Here is an 18,350-nt window from a genome sequence, read left to right as displayed (position 1 = left end):
TAGACAATATTTGTATAAACAAATGGTAACAGTAAAGATTTTATTGCCTGATAATTAAAAGAACATTAATACTATTGATAAAATGAGATTGCTTTAAGTTGAAGTTGGCATTATTGGTAGAATATTGAATTAAGTTCTGAATGATATATTTTCGAATACCAACGTTACCCGTTATTTCTTAAGTCGTTTTATCTAGAGGGTATTTAGTTTCGTTTCTAAAAGAAAAAAGACTAAATTTAGCTAAGTTCTAATTATAAAACAAAAAGAGCTTCCTATTTAATAGGAAGCTCCAATATAAAATAATGTTCTATTCAGAATGAGCTATTTACCAGTTATAGTTATAACCAATTTGCCCACCTATTTGTTGGTAATCATGTGAACCTTTTTGAACATTAAAATGAATAAATAAGCTTGATGAGTCATTCACATTTCCTTGTAAGCCTATTTTTAATTCACCAATATTTTTACCGATCTCACTACTTTCTTTGTCACCATTTAAAACCACTTCATTATCCATTCCGTTGTATAACCAGTTAGCTTCAACAAATGGTAACAACCCATTTGGTTGCTGTTTATTACCATAAAAACGAGCACCTAACCGAGTTTGAACACCTTCACTCTTATTATGACTAAAACGAGTGTTGTTATGATCAGTAAAGTCATCCGCATCAATATAGTTATACGTTAACTGTACATGTGGCTTGAATACCCATTTATTGACATCATTTTCTTCAACAATAAAGGAATATCCTCCTTCTGTAGACACCGCAAAACCATAGCTATCATATTTTTTATCTTGGTTTTTCTGAGCCTGTCCCGTTAGTTTATTGTTGTAATGGGCAAAATGTCCCCAAACATCCACATAAGGGCCATTATCTTTTTCTGGCATCCAACTATAATATGCCCCAAGTTGCACACCTTTTACATCACCCTCAGCCTTTGTTCCTGTTAAGCGGGAACGGTTTTCTACATCACTATACCCATAACCAACATAGGCACCTGCGACTCGACCTTTTTCTTCATTGCGGTAGAAATCGGCTCCTATTTGTAACAAGGTACTATCAATCTGGAGCTCTTGAGTATCACGAATATGATCGGTTTTAACCTGATTGTAATTAATTCTAGCCCATACTGTTTGGTCTGGAGCTTGAACATTATCACGCCTATCTAGAATATTTTGATTAAACATATTCGCAGCTGCGTATTGGTTACCTAGATAAGCCCCTACGTTTGGGTTAGGTATTTTTTCATCTATTTTTTTCAATTGATTACGTAAGTAATAACCATCATTGACTCCAGATGCATCTCCATCATATAACAAGTATTCATATCGACCATAAGTGACTGGCCCTGCTAATTCAAATGCATCCGCATCTTGCGTCCCTAATGTTTTAACGAGTTGAATTCCATTTTCTTTAGTGGCGATCTCTTTACTTCCAGAAGCAATGACGATGTCAATTTTAGTAGAGTCATTACCTTTTTTCAGGTTATCAACCACTAAAACATCACTACGGCTTTCTTGCCCACCTTCATTCAAGGTTGTTGCCATTTTTAGGGTTCCGCCATTGGTTGTGAAAGTTCCATTTCCATTTTGCCCTGCGACTTGGCCACCACTTATCACAAAACTATTACCCGATAACCCTGCACCTGTTAAATCAAGTACACCACTATGATTGAAATCCTTAACACCTAATAATTGTCCATGCACAATTCCAGAATTTGCACTACTTAATGTGCCATGAGGAACATATTCCCCTGTAGTATCGTTGTTAATACCATCAACGGCTAAAAGTTTAATCGTGCCAGTATTATTGATAGTGCCATTATTAAAGTGAGAAATAGCAACATTTTTAGTTTCATTATTTTGATTGCGAACTAAAAAGGTTCCTGTGTTTTCTAAATTAAGTGCAGTTTTATTATTGGCGTTCACAACACCTTGGAGAGTGCCACTATTAGTTAGAGATAACTGGCTATTTGCATCAGAGCCAACCACATTAATCGCTTTATCACTTTTTGCACTAATAAAACCGGCATTATTGATGACATAATTACCAGTGCCACCATTTTCTACCTCAAAATGAACACCAGCATCGTTACCACCTTTAACTGTGACTCCTTGGTTTATATTGACCGAACCTTCTTTAGCTGTTTTTAAGAAAACAGCAGAGTTCCCTTGTGTTGCGTCGATATTCGCTTTACTTCCAATAAGAATATCAGCACTACGAGCCACCTCTGTATTTGTACCGCCCCCAGCTACAATTCCATGAGATTGTTGATTTTGTGCATTATTTTCAACAGTGATATCTCCAGCTAAATGCTGAATATTAATATTACCTGTTCTTGAAATACCTTCGATACCATGGCCTGAGACTTCTTGCTTACTATCAGCCTTGTTTTTTGCAGAAATATTTCCGCTATTTGTGATTAACACATCACCTTGACTGTAAACACCTACTGCCGAGCTATTTTCAGATGTTAATGAACCGCTGTTATTTACTTCAACAGCTGAATTGCCAAGTGCATTAATATAGATATTTCTTGCTTCAATACCTTTTGTTGAAATATTTCCTGAGTTAGTGAGGTTGATTTTTCCATCACCTTCCTGTGTTACACGGATAGCTGCCGCAGAATTATTACTGCCTGTTCTTGCTCCTGTTGTTGAAATATTCGAACTATTATTAATAACTAACGTATTATCAGCAGTTGATTTATTATTTACAAAAATTCCATGGGAAGTATCACCACTGGTTGTAATGTCCCCTTTAGATGACTGAACTTGGATATCTCCACCTTGGGTATCCAAATAGATGCCATGGGAGAAGCTTCCTTTGATTACAGCATCCCCTTCATTATTAACGAGTACTTTTCCTGCATTTTTTTTGATTAAAGTAATCCCACTAGAATAATTCCCCAGTGTCTCTAATTTCCCAGAGTTACTAATTTGGTTCACACTGTCTTTTTTAGCTTGAACATTATCTTGCTGTGAATGAATTGCACTTGATGCTGTTCCATTCGTTGTGATGTTTCCTGTATTACTTATAAGGATATTACCTATCCCTGCGTTATTTGTATAAATGCCATTATTCATATCACCTTTTGCGAGCGTATTAATATTCCCTTTGTTATCAATAACAATATCACCGCTTGCAGTTTGGCTATCGAATAGAGCATGTATACCTATTGCACCTCGGCCATTATCATTATCTTTACTTCCTGTTGTGATATTTGTTGCATTATTTGTTATACGAATATCACCTGTGGCATTTTTACCTTTTTGGTTACCAAAAAGGGCATAATTATATTCAACGTTACCCTCTGAATTTTTGCTAACAATATTTCCAGAATTAGTTTCTATGGTAATGTCCCCTGCAGCAGTATCACTTAAATTCACTAAGTGAACGCCATCCGCATTGAAGCCATCCAATGAAATATCTGTATTGTTTAATGTAGCAAGTAGGTTACCTTTATCTGATTTGGATTTAATATAAACTGCAGTAGAACCATAATCACCACTAATACCTGATAATTTACTATCGCTAACATTAATATTAACATCGCCAGACTGGATATTATCTTGCTCGGCATAGACATGATATGCAATTTCATTATCATTAGTGGCTAAAGAGTCATTAATCATAATGTTTGATTTTTTTACATCAATATTTATTTTTTGTGAGGCACCGTCTGCATCACTTTTGGCATATATACCATGACTTGCTAGTCCATTTGTGGATATATTCCCCGAGTGTTCAATTTTTATATTACCCGCATCTTTATTTTCAGCGAAAATACCAAAAGCATGGTTACCATTTGTTTTCAGGTTTCCAGTGTTTTTTATTGAAATATTTCCTGTCGATGTCGCATTATCAATAATTGCTTCAATCGCATGCTTACCATTACCTATTTTGTCTATTGCAATGTTATTGGTAATATTAATATTACCAATTTTAGATGTGTTAACTACCTGTTGGTTTTTCCCTGATATATTTAATGGAACTTCGTTTTCAACTGCAAAAGAAGTCGAAACTGGCAATATACTAATTAATGCCACAGCCAAAAGAGATTTTTTTTTGGTACAAGATATGCTTTTTTTGTTACCTTTAGCTAATTCAGAAACAACAATAAAGCAATTACTTGCCATGCACCAAATTAATTTATAAACATGGTTCATTAACACATCCTAATTAAATGATATTTTTGATTTTATAATGAAGTTTGATTGAAATCTTAATTACTCGTATTTAGTGTAAAATATTGGATAATAAAAAACAAACCCAATAAAAAAATACACTTAGTGATATTACTCACATATACTCTTGGTTTTTTTATGATGTTGTGGTGCTTAAGTTAAATTAATCTAGGTTTGCGTTAATTTAATATTGCTAAATTCAACCTAATTTGTTTTTTTTTGATGAAATTAAAAAAATAAAATCTTTATAAAATATGAAAAATAAGACTAAATGTAATTAGTTTAAAAAAAGAAATAAAAATAAAAACAACAATGAAATCAAGGGTGAATGACTGTTTTATAAATACTGATCCTTTTATTAATTAATAAGTTAACAAAATAAAATGGGATATTTAGTCTGAAAAATAAAAGTAAAAATAGAGTAAGGTTATAATGTGTAAAAGTTTTAAATATCATAATTAAGAATTTAAGAACAATCTCAAAAAAAATAATTTATTTAAGATTATTCTTGCTTGTTTTCGGGGATGTGAATTTAATTCAGTGGGGAGTTTATAGGTTTAATTATCGAAAAATGATACTTGAAGATTAAAAATAAAATCATCGGAATGTTTATTGAGTGTAGATGTTTCTTATTTGGATGGTCTTTATATGAACGTTTTATATTAAATATACAACTGGGTGTTTTTTGTTTAATCGTAAGGACAAGGTATAATATGCTATTTATAATTATTTATAATTATTTAATAAAGATAAACATTGCCTGCTATTAAAGGAATGTTTATCTAAATAGAATATTGATGCCAGTGTTAGAAGTAGGTGATTTTACGGTTGAGTTTCACCTATATAACTTAATTTCCATTGTTTTATTTGGCTTTTAGGATTAATCAATGTGAATTTATAGTGTTCAAAATGAGAAAGTACTTTTTTAAATTCAACTGTCGCTTTATCTAAATCCCATGATTTAGGGAAGTAAAAACCATCAAAAGAAATATTTTCTAATCTTGCAATAAATTGATGGATAAACTCATCAAATCCCCCATAAGTTAGTGCGATTTTTCCACTCCAATTAATGTGATAAGTGTTATCTTGTTGACGTTGGAAGTGAATTTGATGATTTTTACATTCATCATGTCCTAATAAATAAATACTGAATGCGGAGATTTCTGTTGGCTCATCCTCATCGTCAGAATGATTTATTTGTGGGGCAGTATCAAGATTAAATTGGTGCGTGATAAAATTGTCAAAATCAAAAGGAACTTCGCCTGAACTCAGTAAAATGCCTTTTTCATCTGACCAAAATGTTGAAGAGAGAGTGCAACGATGATAATTATCCCAGACAATTCTAGATTGCCAATCAACGAGGCTGGTATATTCTTCCTCGTCATCTAACTCATCTTCGTCTATATCATCAAGATAATCCTCACCTTCACTTAAATAGTAACTGGCACTTCTAAGATGCAGATCAAACCAAAGTTGGCCATGTTTATCTAATCGCCCAGACCAGACAAATTCTTCAATGTTATGAGGTTTAGGGTAAGCGCTATCAATAAATGTAATGGTATGTGAAGGTATTATCATTATTATCGTCTTGTTGGTATCGCATTTTTATCACGTATCTAGAGTGATAGAAATTAGCAAAGTTATGATCAAAATAAGGTAAAGATAAAATACCATAAATTGAGTGATAAAATGGAAATCAAATCAGTGAGGATAGAATGTTAACAGCATTAAATCAGTGGCTACCAATACCTCTATGTCCAATAGAACGAGGAGAAGACAAGGAATGGCCTCTTCTTGATAATCAATACACCTTTCCTCAAGACTATATTGAATTTGTCACGAAATATGGTTCAGGACATATAGCCAATTTCATTACGCTATTTAATCCATTTAGTGAGAATGACTATCTTAATTTCTTTCAGCAAAAAGAGGCAATCCTTAAGGATTTTGATTCATTAATACAGGACGATCCTGATTATTATACTTTTCATCTGTACCCTAAAAATAATGGGCTTTTGCCTATTGGGGAGACAGATAATGGAGATACGCTTTTTTGGGTTGTTTCATCCAATAATAGCAATTTATGGACAATGGCAATTATTCCATCCAGAGCCCCAGAGGTAGAATTTATTGCAGAAAATCTGACAGGGTTTTTAGAAGGCGTGTTATCAAAACGAATTCGTTGTCAGTCATTTCCGGCGGGATTTCCATCAGAGAATATAGCGTTCATTTCAAACAACTGATGGGTCATTTGCCTGTGGGTAATTGAGTTACTAGGTATGTCGTGGCAAGCCCGAGAATGATGGAGATGCTAAAGCTAATAAGCGTACCTAACATAACATATTCTGTTAGTTTTTTATCTTGGTCATTTTGTAACTCACCAAATCTAAATATAGATTTGGCTGCTAGTAAAAAACCAATTGCTGCAAATTGGTTTAAAAGAATGAAGGTTAAAATAAGCATTCTTTCCAAGTAACCAATAGATTGGCCAGCAGAAACGAGCGTTGAGCCTTCTTCTGCGACAGGTGTCCATTTCTTGAGCAACATATAAATAAGGATAGAAATCGGCTTTAAAATAATGATGTAGGCAAGAATAACAATCAAATATTTATAGTTAATATTTTTAAAACTAAGATCATGGAATATTTGAGTATTTTGATCAATTAAGATTATCCATAAAAAGGTAATTACGAATAAATGAAGAGCTTGATCAGTAATAAACCATTTTAAAGAGTTATCAGTATAGGATTTTCCAAGATCGAAAAGATAGTGTGTTATTAATACAATAACACTGTAAATGAAAATAGAACCAAAACTTATCTCTGTCATTAAAACGAGAATAGTAAAGGTTATCCCACCTTGCAGTAGTGAGTGCAAGTAAAGCTCTTTAGATTTGTAATGTAGAGTATTTCGCGCCTCTATCCATGCTTTAGGTTGTAAATAAAAATCAAAAGTAATATGAGCAATATAGAGAGATATAAGAAGTGCGAAATTATACATATCAATAAGCCTTGTTAATTAAATAATTAAAGTATTGAATATATTCATCTATTAACTGGTAGTGGCTAGCATTTAATAATCTAGTAATATTACTTCTCGATTTTTTTAATTCATCAGCGATAGCATAGTGAGATTTATCTTTATTGACCATGTATTTAAGTAAAACTTGCGCTTGTGCTCGAGTAATTTCTTTGAGTTGTATATTTAAATACTTAGTGACTAAGGTAATGTTTTGTTGAAAATCAGAGCTAGATGCCGATATTGTCAAAATTTCACCTTTTATTTTATCGAGTCCTTCACCAGATAAAATAAAGGCCTCACCAATTGAAGTTCTTACATCATTACGCAATGAGTCAATTTTGCCGATGCCAATACTTTGACGAGCACTGATTTCTAGATTTGACGTTTTTAGTGCCAATTGGATGACGATGGCGGCTTTGATAGCATCCTCTGCTTGTAAGCAAACAATCTGAAAAGAATCGCCACGGTATCGATCATATTTAATTGGTAACTGTTCTGAGAGTAGCTGAACTGTTTGCTCCAAAGTGTAGAGCATAAGGTCATAGTTTTGGGTGGGGATATTTTTAGAATCAATGATATCGCCTGTAATGACACTTACGATGTCTTTATTCATCTTTTGTCTCTTATTATTTTGTGGGCTGAGTAGAGTGTTACCATATTTGGTAACATTCTTGTATGTTACCATATTTGGTAACATGCTCATTAACTTTATAGAGAAAGTGTGAAAAATAAGCAACAAAAAAGCCTTTCCTGGAAAACCAGAAAAGGCTTTTTATAAAAATAGACCTAACTGACTAGGATCAGTTCATGCCGTATGAAATAAATTACTGTCTTCATGTGTTTTTGATTGATTCTATTTAATCTATAATTTATTGATATTAAATGTTATTTTATCTTTTATTGTTTCTGCTTGTTTTTATGTATTTCTACTTTTACACTTATTTGTGTAGTCATCGGTGTAGTCATTTCTCATTCATACTAACAAATAAGAGTTAACGATATGGGCAGTAATAAAGGTATTAATAAACTGAGTGATAAAGCCCTCAAAAATTTGATAGGAAAAGAAGGGGATAATGATAAGTTTTATGCTGATGGAAATGGGTTAAACATCAAAGTCACTAAAAAGGGTGTTATGACATGGTATTTCAATTTTCGTTTAGGTGGCAGGGAATCTACCCCAATTAAATTAAAATTGGGTAATTACCCTGAGCTCTCTTTAAAAACAGCACGAGAAAAACGAGAACAATGTCGGTCTTGGTTAGCAGAAGGTAAAGATCCTCGCCACCAGCTATATGCAACAAGGCAAGAAACGCTAAAGCCCGTAACAGTAAAAGATGCGCTTGAATATTGGATAAAAGAATATGCTCAAGAAAAAAGAGAGAATGTTGAAAAACACATTTCTCAATTAGATAAGCATATTTACCCTTTTATTGGTCATATACCGTTAGTTGAGTGCGAAACTCATTATTGGATTGAGTGTTTTGATCGCATCAGAAAAACGAGTCCTGTTGCTGCTGGGTATATTTTCCAGATGTGTAAACAAGCACTGAAATTTTGTCGAGTTAGACGTTATGCCATAAGTAATGCTCTAGATGATCTAACAATTAATGATGTTGGAAAAAAACAAGAAAAAAGAGATAGAGTGCACACTAACGAAGAGTTAGGACAAATTTTTCGTTATTCAGAGAACAAAAAATTACCTGAATACTATCGAAATTTACTAAAATTGCTGATTATTTTTGGATGTCGAACACAAGAACTTAGATTATCGCAATGGGGAGAATGGGATTTAAAAAACTGGGTGTGGACTGTTCCGAGAGAACATAGCAAGTCAGATAATAAAATCATTAGACCTATTCCTAATGAGCTAAGATTACTGATTCAAAAACTTTATGATAGGAATTTAGAATCGGGCTATTTACTTGGAGAGTTAAAAAAATCAGCAACAGTTAGCCAATGGGGACGTAGTTTATGGAAAAGACTCGACCATAAAGAGCCATGGACATTACATGATTTTAGACGTTCTTTGGCGACTAAACTGAATGATCTTGCTATCGCACCTCATGTCGTTGAACAATTATTAGGGCATACAATGCCAGGTGTTATGTCGATTTATAACCGAAGCCAATATTTACCCGAAAAGCTGGTGGCATTAAATATTTGGTATGAACATTTGCAAGTTTTGAGTGGTGAATTTGAGAATGTGGTTTTGATGAAGGTATTGAGTAATAATTAGTAATACTATTATTGCTATATGTAATTATTTAGGGGGTATGGGCACATTTTGATTATGCAAAAACTATGTCACCATTTAGTAGTTAAGATTTTAAGCTAGTACAAATTATATGCACTAGCTACTTTAAAATACTCACTTCCCAATCCAAATAAATGTAGCTTTGAATGCCTTACATGTTCTATATTTCTGAAATTTGTTTGTAAGGTTAAAAGTATCATTTACATCATACGATTGATAAATATCTAAACCTAGATCTAAAGAAATTTTCCACCCTGTATCAGTGATAATATATCCTGTGTGCAGAGTACCTGTTGTGTCAAATGAATACGTAAACTTAACGCCAATGGAAAATAGCGAAGCTCGAATTTTCTCAAAGTATTCACGTTGTTGCTCACCTTTATATTCATCTTCAACAGTTATTAAACTAACAATAATTTCGTCTTCCTCTTGTTTTTGTTTAACGACAGTTTCCAATAATTCCATCAAGTTCTTTGCTTGGTAGAACAACCTAATATAAGGATCCTTGATCGTTATATGTTTAGCATCTTTTAAATAAGGGCCAAACAAACCGTCATAACTCACGCCTCGTTGGTTCTCTGCAAACGTAAGACGTTGCTCTTTAAGCTTATTATTCTTTATATCATCGATTGACTGCTTAAGAGAGCTATCAGGTGAATATTCAGCCACATCAACCCCTGACTCAGACATGCCAATATCAGTAACATTACTGACTGTTTTATTGAAATAGTTGGGGTATTGCAATTCTTCTATAGTGTAAATGGGAACGTCTTTACCACCTTTACCATTATAGGAAAAGTTAACATCTGCATAGGTACTATCAATCCTACATAGCTGATCTTTCACTCGTTTACGGCCTTCCATTGCAAACTTCAGGATCTCTTCTATTTCAGCTTCACTCGCCCCACCTTGAGGAAACAAGATTTTCATTAATCCGCTAAATGTCTTATGGATTGCATCTCTATCACGAGTGGATATTTGAGACGATAGCTGAAAGTATTCTTGGTATTGATCTGAGTAATCCTGATTTCTTAAGTGACGTAATACTTCTGCAAGGTAATCAACAACAAAGCCATAACCATCTGAGAACATTTCCCCACGAATAATATCCACTTCCCATCCAGGGATATAAAAGTGGATTCGGTCTAAAAAAGCAGAATCGTAAAATTTCGTTGGTAAGGCATCAAACAAATCAGAGTGCTTTAGCATATAAGGCAGACTGTGTTCAGTGTTACCTACAAAAACCATTGACGCATCTGCACCAAGAGTTTCAACACCTCGAGAGAACGATTTATTTGCCATGTAGTTTTTCATAATATCTACAAGAGCTTTATCAATTCGCTTTTGTTTACCTGCAAATTCATCAAACGCAACCGTGTCCCAGTAACCAACTAACCCTAGTTTTCCGCTGGAATTGTTTACAAATAACTTCGGTACTGTAACTTCACCACCAGAGATCAAGATACCATGAGGTGAGAATTCTGAGTAGATATGAGATTTACCAGTTCCCTTCGGACCTAGCTCAATGAGATTATAATTTCGCTCACAGAATGGGATCAAACGTACTAGCTGAATCAATTTGCTTCTTCGACCAAAGAAATCGGGATTGAATCCAATGCTTTGCACTAATAAATTAATCCACTCATCAAGATTAAATTTGTTACGAGATGCAATATACCCATCATAATCGAAGTGCGACATTTGAATCGGCTTTATAGCACTTAACAACCAAGGAGTTACATCTTTATCATCGGTATAATCGTACTCAATATCAGCGATCACCCATACACCACCGACCAGTAATTTAGGATGTTTCTTTACAGTACCTGAATCAATCAAAACCTTCTTAATACCAAGATTTGAAAACTCAATTTCGTATACATCTTTCTTATCGTTTAAGGATACACTGACCTTATCAATAATTTTATGTCTGCCTTTTTCTCGAATAGTAGAACGCACTAACCCAGCTTCATTTCGATGAACGTAGTGCTTAGCTAGAATTTCTTTAACTGTTTGAATGCCTGACTCTATGCTCGCTTCGTCATTAGTAGCGCAGTACTGCCCTAGCAAATACTCTAAAACATACGATGGGACAATTGCATTGCCTTTGACCGTTTTTACTAAGTCTTTCCTAACAACTAAGCCTGCAAATTCATCACAAATTTTCTGGTTAAATTCACTCATATACTCGCCCTAATGCTTTCTTACCAACATCCCTGTTAGTGTGAAACTATGTATTAATCTTTCTAGAAATCAAAATCTGACGTAAACGAGCGACGAATGGTATATCGCAGTTCTTTGTAAGTCTTGAACTGATTGGTGCCGACAACCACTTCTTCTAATCGAAGGATCACTTCTTGATTGTTAGCTGAGTCAGCCTCTTGATTTAACAAGAAACGTAACTTCATTTCACGTTCTCGAGGATTTTCCGAAGTCAGATCTAAGTCTACAGTATGACAGTCAGAAATAAGCATGCCAGATTCTGTATAGATGCCCAATCGCAGTGTTCTAGCTTGTGTTTTTTCAGTAACTGCTTCTTCTTGATACAAGGTTACTGCGATCTGTCCACTAGTTATGACACTTGAGCCGCTTCTAATCACGTCAACCTCAACCATTCTGATATCACTAGAACGCTTTTTATTGATGCTAATGATTGGAATGATCACTTCTTGGAGAGACGCACCACCATGCACAAAACGACTACCAGAGCCACTTAATCGTAGGCGCTGAATGCCTTTCGGTACAACAGCATGAACATCTCCAACAATACCGAGGTCATCGTTGCTAAAAGCTTTTAGTGATTTACCGCAAGTTAAGCCTTTTCCCAAAACAAAACGTCTATCGTTGTACAAAATTTCACCTTCGATATCTTTTGCAAGGTAATCATTGTTTTCTAGTACGTTGTTTTGATAGAGAAACCCATGATCAGCGGTAATAATAATATTACTCGCATTGGCATTAGTGAGCTTCTTAACCAGTTTGAGAAGATCATCGAAATTTTTCTCGGTCGCTTCAAACGCTTCCCCCTCAGACTGCATTTTATCACCCGCATGATCGATACGGTTATGATAAACATACAGGACATCATTGGCTTTAAGTAGCTCTCGATTGCACGCTTGAGTATTTTCAATGAGATCTTTAGCTTTCACTGCACTCGCTCTCTCACCAACAATAGCTTTTAAAATTTTGTCCCGATTATCAGTCCCTTGTGTAGACAAAGCACCCATCAACACCGTACCCGGTTTGTTGTCAGCCAGCTGTAATGGATACTCTTTAGATTGCGGCAATAGAGAAGCCATTCCCAGTTGGGTATAGCTTGGCATTGAAGATAACGCATAATCCAACGTTGCTTCAAAACGATCCTCTTGTCTTATACGACTTACCATTTCATCACCAGCTTCAAAACGGAAAGCATCAGAGATAATGACGCAGACCTTCTTCTTCTTAGCTAAGTACTGTCTCTCTACATACTTCTTAAAAAAGCGATTTTGAGGTTCAACATTGGTAACCTTCCATGCAGTCATGGCGTCAACATGAGTTTGCCACGCATTGGTAAGAGGCTGTACGTAACTGTTGATGTATAGATTTTCAATCTGTTTTGTCAACGTGTCTAACAACGAATGCTGTGAAGAGACTTTAAGCGCATAAATATACTGTCGATATAGCTGATCAAGCTTGAACCATTGGCTCGTATATCGCTTCACTGCTTGGGAAGCGTCAGGCATATCAAATTGAGCCGTATCTAGCTGTGCGAAGAACTGACTGGCGACATCAACAGCTTCATATAGAAGCTCATATTTTTTATACCAATGCCCTTGCCTTCTTTGTCGGCACCAAAGTGCCACCTCACCTTGAGAATATATACGCTGAGCAACGCCACGGACGAGATCATGAATAATTTTGATGTCTATGAGCTCGAAATAATCTAGCTCTATGAGCTCTTTCAACGAGCGTTGATTTAAATCACTTTCGATATCTAAATCTAAAGCGCATTTCTTCGACAGGTTTTCAAACGTGTTTTGATGCGTACGACTATCTTTCCAGCGCTTGAAAAACACCAGTGAGTTGTTGGTCATATTTTGCTTTTGTGAAGCTCCAGCATCTAAGCTGACACCTTGTAAGCCCGTTGATAGCTCTGCAAGATAGCTAAACTTAAACAGTTCAAAAACAAAATCCATGACTGACGGGGTGCCACTTTGGTAGCCGTATTGAATAGCTACCTGTTGCCATAAGAACTCTTGGAGATTGCAACTCACAACAAAAGAGTACACATCACCGACAGCTTGCTCAGCCATCAGCAGTTCCAAAATTACATCTAAACGAGCATCACCTTTTTGCTTCGCGCCAGCCGCTACTGCTAACATTTTTAGCCTTACCTGACTAATGGTGTCATCAGTATCAAGCAAACTCTTCAATAAACTCTTGCGTGATTCCGTTTGTGAGCGTGCGGTCTCGCTGTTACCCTGTGGCTCAAAAAACTTAGTGTGTTTTTCTACCAGCTCGGAAAATTCACCAGGCAAATCCAGCTCACTGAGCCAGATAGCCGCTTGGTCGGTTTTAAACACCGTATTCGCAAGCTCTATATCGTATAACCAGTTCTTCAGTGGCTCTGGCTGCTTATCTTCTTTATACAGCAAAAAGTTCGTTTTAGGTTGTTCACGTAACACCCTATGTTTAATAGAGAACTCATTATTGCTGATTTCAATTTTTTTAATATTTTCAAGATATAAGCTCTCGAAATCCGCGCGCAGCTCACGTTTGTCATCATACCAAAATACGATTCGATTTTTTTCGAACAAACGTTTAAGTGCTACTGTAATTCTTGTTGCCATGAGATGCCTTAAGATAAACCCGGTACTTTTTTAAGTGCTTTGCCAAATAGCGGGTAATTGTGCTTCACACCATCATCTAAGTCTATTTCCACTTTTTCACTCGCAAGTGGGTAGAGCACATCGTGCTCATAGTCGTTGATTTCGTCTAATACCTTGTTGATCTTAGCAATTGTCTTTATCGCTTGCGTTTTATCTTTCTGGCTTGCAGAAGCACTAATCTCGATTTGTTCTAAGCTTGCTCTACGAGCTAGCAGTTTGGTACGGAACTCACGTAAGTAATTGTTTAATACAATGTCCACCGTATCTTTGTTATAGCGATGCATGTAGATCAGTGCATTAAACGACCCTTTAGGGCTAGAGAACATCCAGTAAATTGGACGTTTCTTGTAATATTTAACGTGGTCGGCATAAAAATCATTTACTAAGTATTTCTTAATCTCCTTACCAAGAGCACCTTCAATAAACTTCACATTTTCTACGAAATATTCATCACCATAAGCTATCTTTAAGAACTGCTTAAAGCGTTCATATATATCATCCTCAAACCAGTCACCTTCAAGATCAATTATTGGAATAACATTATCCTGATCTGGTGTGAAAGATGGCTTTGGTATTTGTTTAAAATATTCATCTAAACTATCACCTTGATTAGCTAAAATCATTCCTTCTTTATCGATAGAGTAACGTCCAAAAATACAACCAACCGAATATGAAATGAATTCTTTTATAGTATCCATGCATAACCTTTCAGCAGCATTTTTATCACTTAATTTGTTACCATAACGATATGATGGATTGCATGTTAATGTTACATCTGCTAAGGAAATACTAGGATTAATCTCATTACTTAAATCATACGATTTCACGAAAAATCGATTATTTTCTTCTTCTAACAGCTTCGTTTCTTTAATCATTTCAGACCAAATTAATTTCAAGGCTTTGTAGCTTTCAGAAATAGATATACTTTTATGATTACTATCAATTAAAGGATGAAAGCGAAAGTCCCAAGACATTTCATTGCTATTCCAATCATATTTAGCAATCTCGATAAGTCTTGCAGTTCTAATTACATTTTCTTTTACCCATACTTTTTTAGCGTATGGAAGTTTCTGGTAATAGCCAATATGGAAGTGAATTGTTGGGTTAATTAATCTTGCAAGCTTGGTCGCAAATTTACCATTACAATAGGACATTAGACAAAGCTTCCAATCCTCATCACCATTAAATTCTGAGTGTCCTACTGCATCATGAATGAACCCTGATGGGTACTTACGAAATGAATTAGCTTCAGTTGTAATATCACACCAACTAATAGATTCTTTAAAATAATAGCTATCATTTCTTACATAAGTTCTTTTATCTGTGCCAGGCTCACTTAATGAACGAATTTCACGTCCATTATCCTTCCAATTAACATAGTAGCTCTGGTTACCATACCATTTTTTATACTCGCCTCCTTTATTACAAGGAAACCATGTCGCCCCAGATTCTTGGGCTGTTTTGAGATCAACAGCTTCATGAAAACTTTTATCTTGTGACACTTCGAACCAAAAGCGTAAAAAACGATCATTATCACTAGTCTGAAGACCTACTCTAGCATCTGATATAGATGAAAGGGGAGGCTCTTCTTTTATAACACGGAATTCATGTTCATCTAGCCAATATGCAAGCGGGCTACCTGGTATTTTACCAAAATCCACAGAAGCAACTGTATGAGAAAAATTAGAACTCTGATTTTCAATAGCCTTCAGATAATATTGTTTTTTATCATTTTCAGATTTTCCTTCAACAAGGCGAATATAAGTTCCTAGAGCAGTGGGAGCAATAACATTTTCCAAAACATAAGCTGTTGTTGATACTACTTCCCCACTAATTGAATCAAATGCTCTTGTGCCTAAATGAGCCATATTACAAATTCTGGAAGAATTTAATATTTTTAAACGTATTTTCTCAAAAGAAGATAAAAACATCCAACTTTGCATATTTATCATTGCAGAGAAACCCATATTTAATGACAAAGCTAAGTTACGTTCAATAAACATTGAGTATAAATCTGAGCGACTATCTGGGTAATTATCTTTAGCCCATTTGGATAATCTAGTGTTCATTCCTTTACTACCCATATAAGGTGGATTAGCGACTACCACATGATATTTTTGACTCAAGTAATCAGCTTGCTTAAGCACCTTTAACACAGATTTATGCGTATCAGCTAAAAAGAGCTGCCCTGAAAAATCTTTAGAGTTCAGAACAGCTAATACATCTGCCGGATTTTTTAATGTTGGTCGAATTAATGAACCCAAATTATCAGCTTCTTCAAACTCTTTAAGTGTCGCTCTTAGATCTTTAGTAAATAGGTCAACTCCGACAAAATCAAAATACTCATCAAGCTCATCATCAGAAAAAGATACATTTTGAATATAACAGACGTTAGGTTCAATTGGGTTTCGGAAAAAACGACGGCGGTTATTGCTTTCATCTAAAGGATTACCTTTAAGTGCTTTCATACTTAACGCGAAAGCAGCAAGCTCTGCAGCACGCTTGTCAATCTCTATACCATATAAGTTATTGGTTAAGATCTTCTCAGGGATCTTCGAAGAGTCATAGCCCGCATCCAAATAAATTGCATATAGCAAATCGTAAGCGTAAGTCAGCATATGACCGGAGCCACATGCTGGGTCGCAAACCTTTAACTCTTCCGGACTAGAGATTTTTAAATAGTTTTTCTCTTCTTCAATAGGTTTGATGTAGTAATCCATCTGCTCAATTACTTTCGAGTTAGGATTATTTAACATCCATAAGCGACCGAGAGAGTTTTCCACTAAGTACCTAACAATCCAGTGCGGGGTAAATAGCTGGGTAGCTGCTGGAATGTTTTCCGGCGTGATTTTTTTGTTTTTCTTTAGACCTTCAAAAACTTGGTCTTTCTTCTCAGAAATATAGAATTGATATAACCAACCAATCGATTCAACTGATTCACAGTTTTCAGGTGTCATTGCCTCACGGGTATACGCCAAAATCGAGTTACCCGATAATAAGTCATCAGGCATCAACAATTCTGTATAGTCTTCAATACGTTCAAAGAGGTAAGGCATCAAACGGTGATAATCATTACATACTGCAACGATCATTAATCGGTAGGCTTCTGACTGACCATCAAGGCTCGGAATAGTACCACTTAACAGGCCATTGATTTCATCGCGTGCTTTTTCATTGAAAATACCGTCATCTAGGTGACCGGCTTTTGCTTCAGCTAAGATCTCAGGCTGGAACTGCCCAGCGACTGGCGAAACCACCATAATACGATTGTACTGATTTGCATCCATAAACCGAAGTGCACAGAAACGGTTGAACCAGGTGTAGGCTACCTGCTCAAGAAGTTGTTCTTCACCTAGCTCTTGTTTTTTATTTTCTAGCTCTTTGAGCGCTTTCAGTGACTCACGACGAGCTAAGCTATCTTCTGCAAGAACAAATTTTAGTTTGGTTTGTATTTGTTCAATCAGGCTTCTACGGGCAAACTGAGCGAATTTTTTTAGTCTGGATGTATCCATTATTCAGCACCTTTACTGATTCGGCGAACTGAGCCTTCACCAAACACCTCTTTATATTTTTGTAAATTTAGAATCACACAGTTTCTTGCTGATGAGCTTGTCCAAGTATTGTGAGTCAACGGAATTTCTCGATGTAACTGATCTGTCTTGTTTATTAGTAGCGCATCATCTAATGATGCCATTGACAACAAAACGATATAATCAACAGGCTTATTATTTTTACCTTCAAGCTGTCTAAACAAAAAGCTGTCACGATATTTCCCAGCAAAGCTATTAAGCAATTTACCTGACATTAAATTCTGTCTAAATTGCTTCCTATTTTCTTCTGTAGCGTCTGCGAAGTCAGGATCTTTTACCTCTATAAATCTATAACAATCATCATACTCAGAGATGAAATCAACACGTTTCATTGAGTTATTTCCATGTATAGCACAATCATCGAATTTGATCGCACACAAGGCATCACTAAAGTTAAATTCAAGATCTTTCTCAATGATTAACAT

Annotated in this window: 10 protein-coding genes; 2 read left to right on the top strand and 8 right to left on the bottom strand. The window is 35.3% G+C overall.

Annotation, left to right across the window (positions count from 1 at the left end; genetic code table 11):
• Positions 1–325: 325 nt before the first annotated feature.
• Positions 326–4,171 (bottom strand): autotransporter outer membrane beta-barrel domain-containing protein, encoded by a 3,846-nt coding sequence (locus GTK47_RS19285; protein ID WP_165126770.1) that lies wholly within the window; start codon positions 4,169–4,171, stop codon positions 326–328.
• An 840-nt stretch (positions 4,172–5,011) separates the two neighbouring features.
• On the bottom strand, positions 5,012–5,767 hold the full coding sequence (locus GTK47_RS19280; protein ID WP_165126244.1) for a hypothetical protein: 756 nt from the start codon (positions 5,765–5,767) through the stop codon (positions 5,012–5,014).
• A gap of 137 nt (positions 5,768–5,904) precedes the next feature.
• Here GTK47_RS19280 and GTK47_RS19275 point away from each other — a divergent pair, with 137 nt between their 5' ends.
• Positions 5,905–6,432 (top strand): SMI1/KNR4 family protein, encoded by a 528-nt coding sequence (locus tag GTK47_RS19275; RefSeq protein ID WP_165126241.1) that lies wholly within the window; start codon positions 5,905–5,907, stop codon positions 6,430–6,432.
• Positions 6,433–6,436: 4 nt separating this feature from the next.
• On the opposite strand, the gene GTK47_RS19270 is transcribed toward GTK47_RS19275, so the two are convergent.
• Together GTK47_RS19270 and GTK47_RS19265 are read right to left on the bottom strand one after the other, a co-directional pair.
• On the bottom strand, positions 6,437–7,189 hold the full coding sequence (locus GTK47_RS19270) for a DUF3307 domain-containing protein (protein ID WP_165126238.1): 753 nt from the start codon (positions 7,187–7,189) through the stop codon (positions 6,437–6,439).
• Position 7,190: 1 nt separating this feature from the next.
• Positions 7,191–7,823 (bottom strand): hypothetical protein, encoded by a 633-nt coding sequence (locus tag GTK47_RS19265; RefSeq protein WP_165126235.1) that lies wholly within the window; start codon positions 7,821–7,823, stop codon positions 7,191–7,193.
• Positions 7,824–8,210: 387 nt separating this feature from the next.
• Between GTK47_RS19265 and GTK47_RS19260 the strand changes: the two genes are divergently transcribed.
• Entirely contained in the window at positions 8,211–9,446 is a 1,236-nt protein-coding gene (locus GTK47_RS19260; RefSeq protein ID WP_165126232.1) for a site-specific integrase, read from the top strand.
• 132 nt (positions 9,447–9,578) lie between these two features.
• Here the strand turns inward: GTK47_RS19260 and brxL are convergent, their stop codons facing one another.
• From brxL to GTK47_RS19240, 4 genes are all read right to left on the bottom strand, one after another.
• Positions 9,579–11,648, bottom strand: a complete 2,070-nt coding sequence (brxL, locus tag GTK47_RS19255) for a BREX system Lon protease-like protein BrxL (RefSeq protein ID WP_165126229.1) — start codon at positions 11,646–11,648, stop codon at positions 9,579–9,581.
• 62 nt (positions 11,649–11,710) lie between these two features.
• The gene (gene pglZ, locus GTK47_RS19250; protein ID WP_165126226.1) at positions 11,711–14,296 is read right to left on the bottom strand and encodes a BREX-1 system phosphatase PglZ type A; all 2,586 of its coding nucleotides are present in this window, start codon (positions 14,294–14,296) and stop codon (positions 11,711–11,713) included.
• Positions 14,297–14,304: 8 nt separating this feature from the next.
• Positions 14,305–17,847 carry a BREX-1 system adenine-specific DNA-methyltransferase PglX gene (gene pglX / locus GTK47_RS19245; protein WP_165126223.1) on the bottom strand — a complete coding sequence of 1,181 codons (3,543 nt, stop codon included), beginning with the start codon at positions 17,845–17,847 and terminating at the stop codon, positions 14,305–14,307.
• The gene (locus tag GTK47_RS19240) at positions 17,847–18,350 is read right to left on the bottom strand and encodes a hypothetical protein (protein ID WP_165126220.1); all 504 of its coding nucleotides are present in this window, start codon (positions 18,348–18,350) and stop codon (positions 17,847–17,849) included. Before GTK47_RS19240 ends, pglX begins: the two co-directional genes overlap by 1 nt.

This window comes from Proteus sp. ZN5 (assembly GCF_011046025.1).
GTDB lineage: Bacteria > Pseudomonadota > Gammaproteobacteria > Enterobacterales > Enterobacteriaceae > Proteus.
This window is presented reverse-complemented; position numbering and strand designations above follow the sequence as displayed.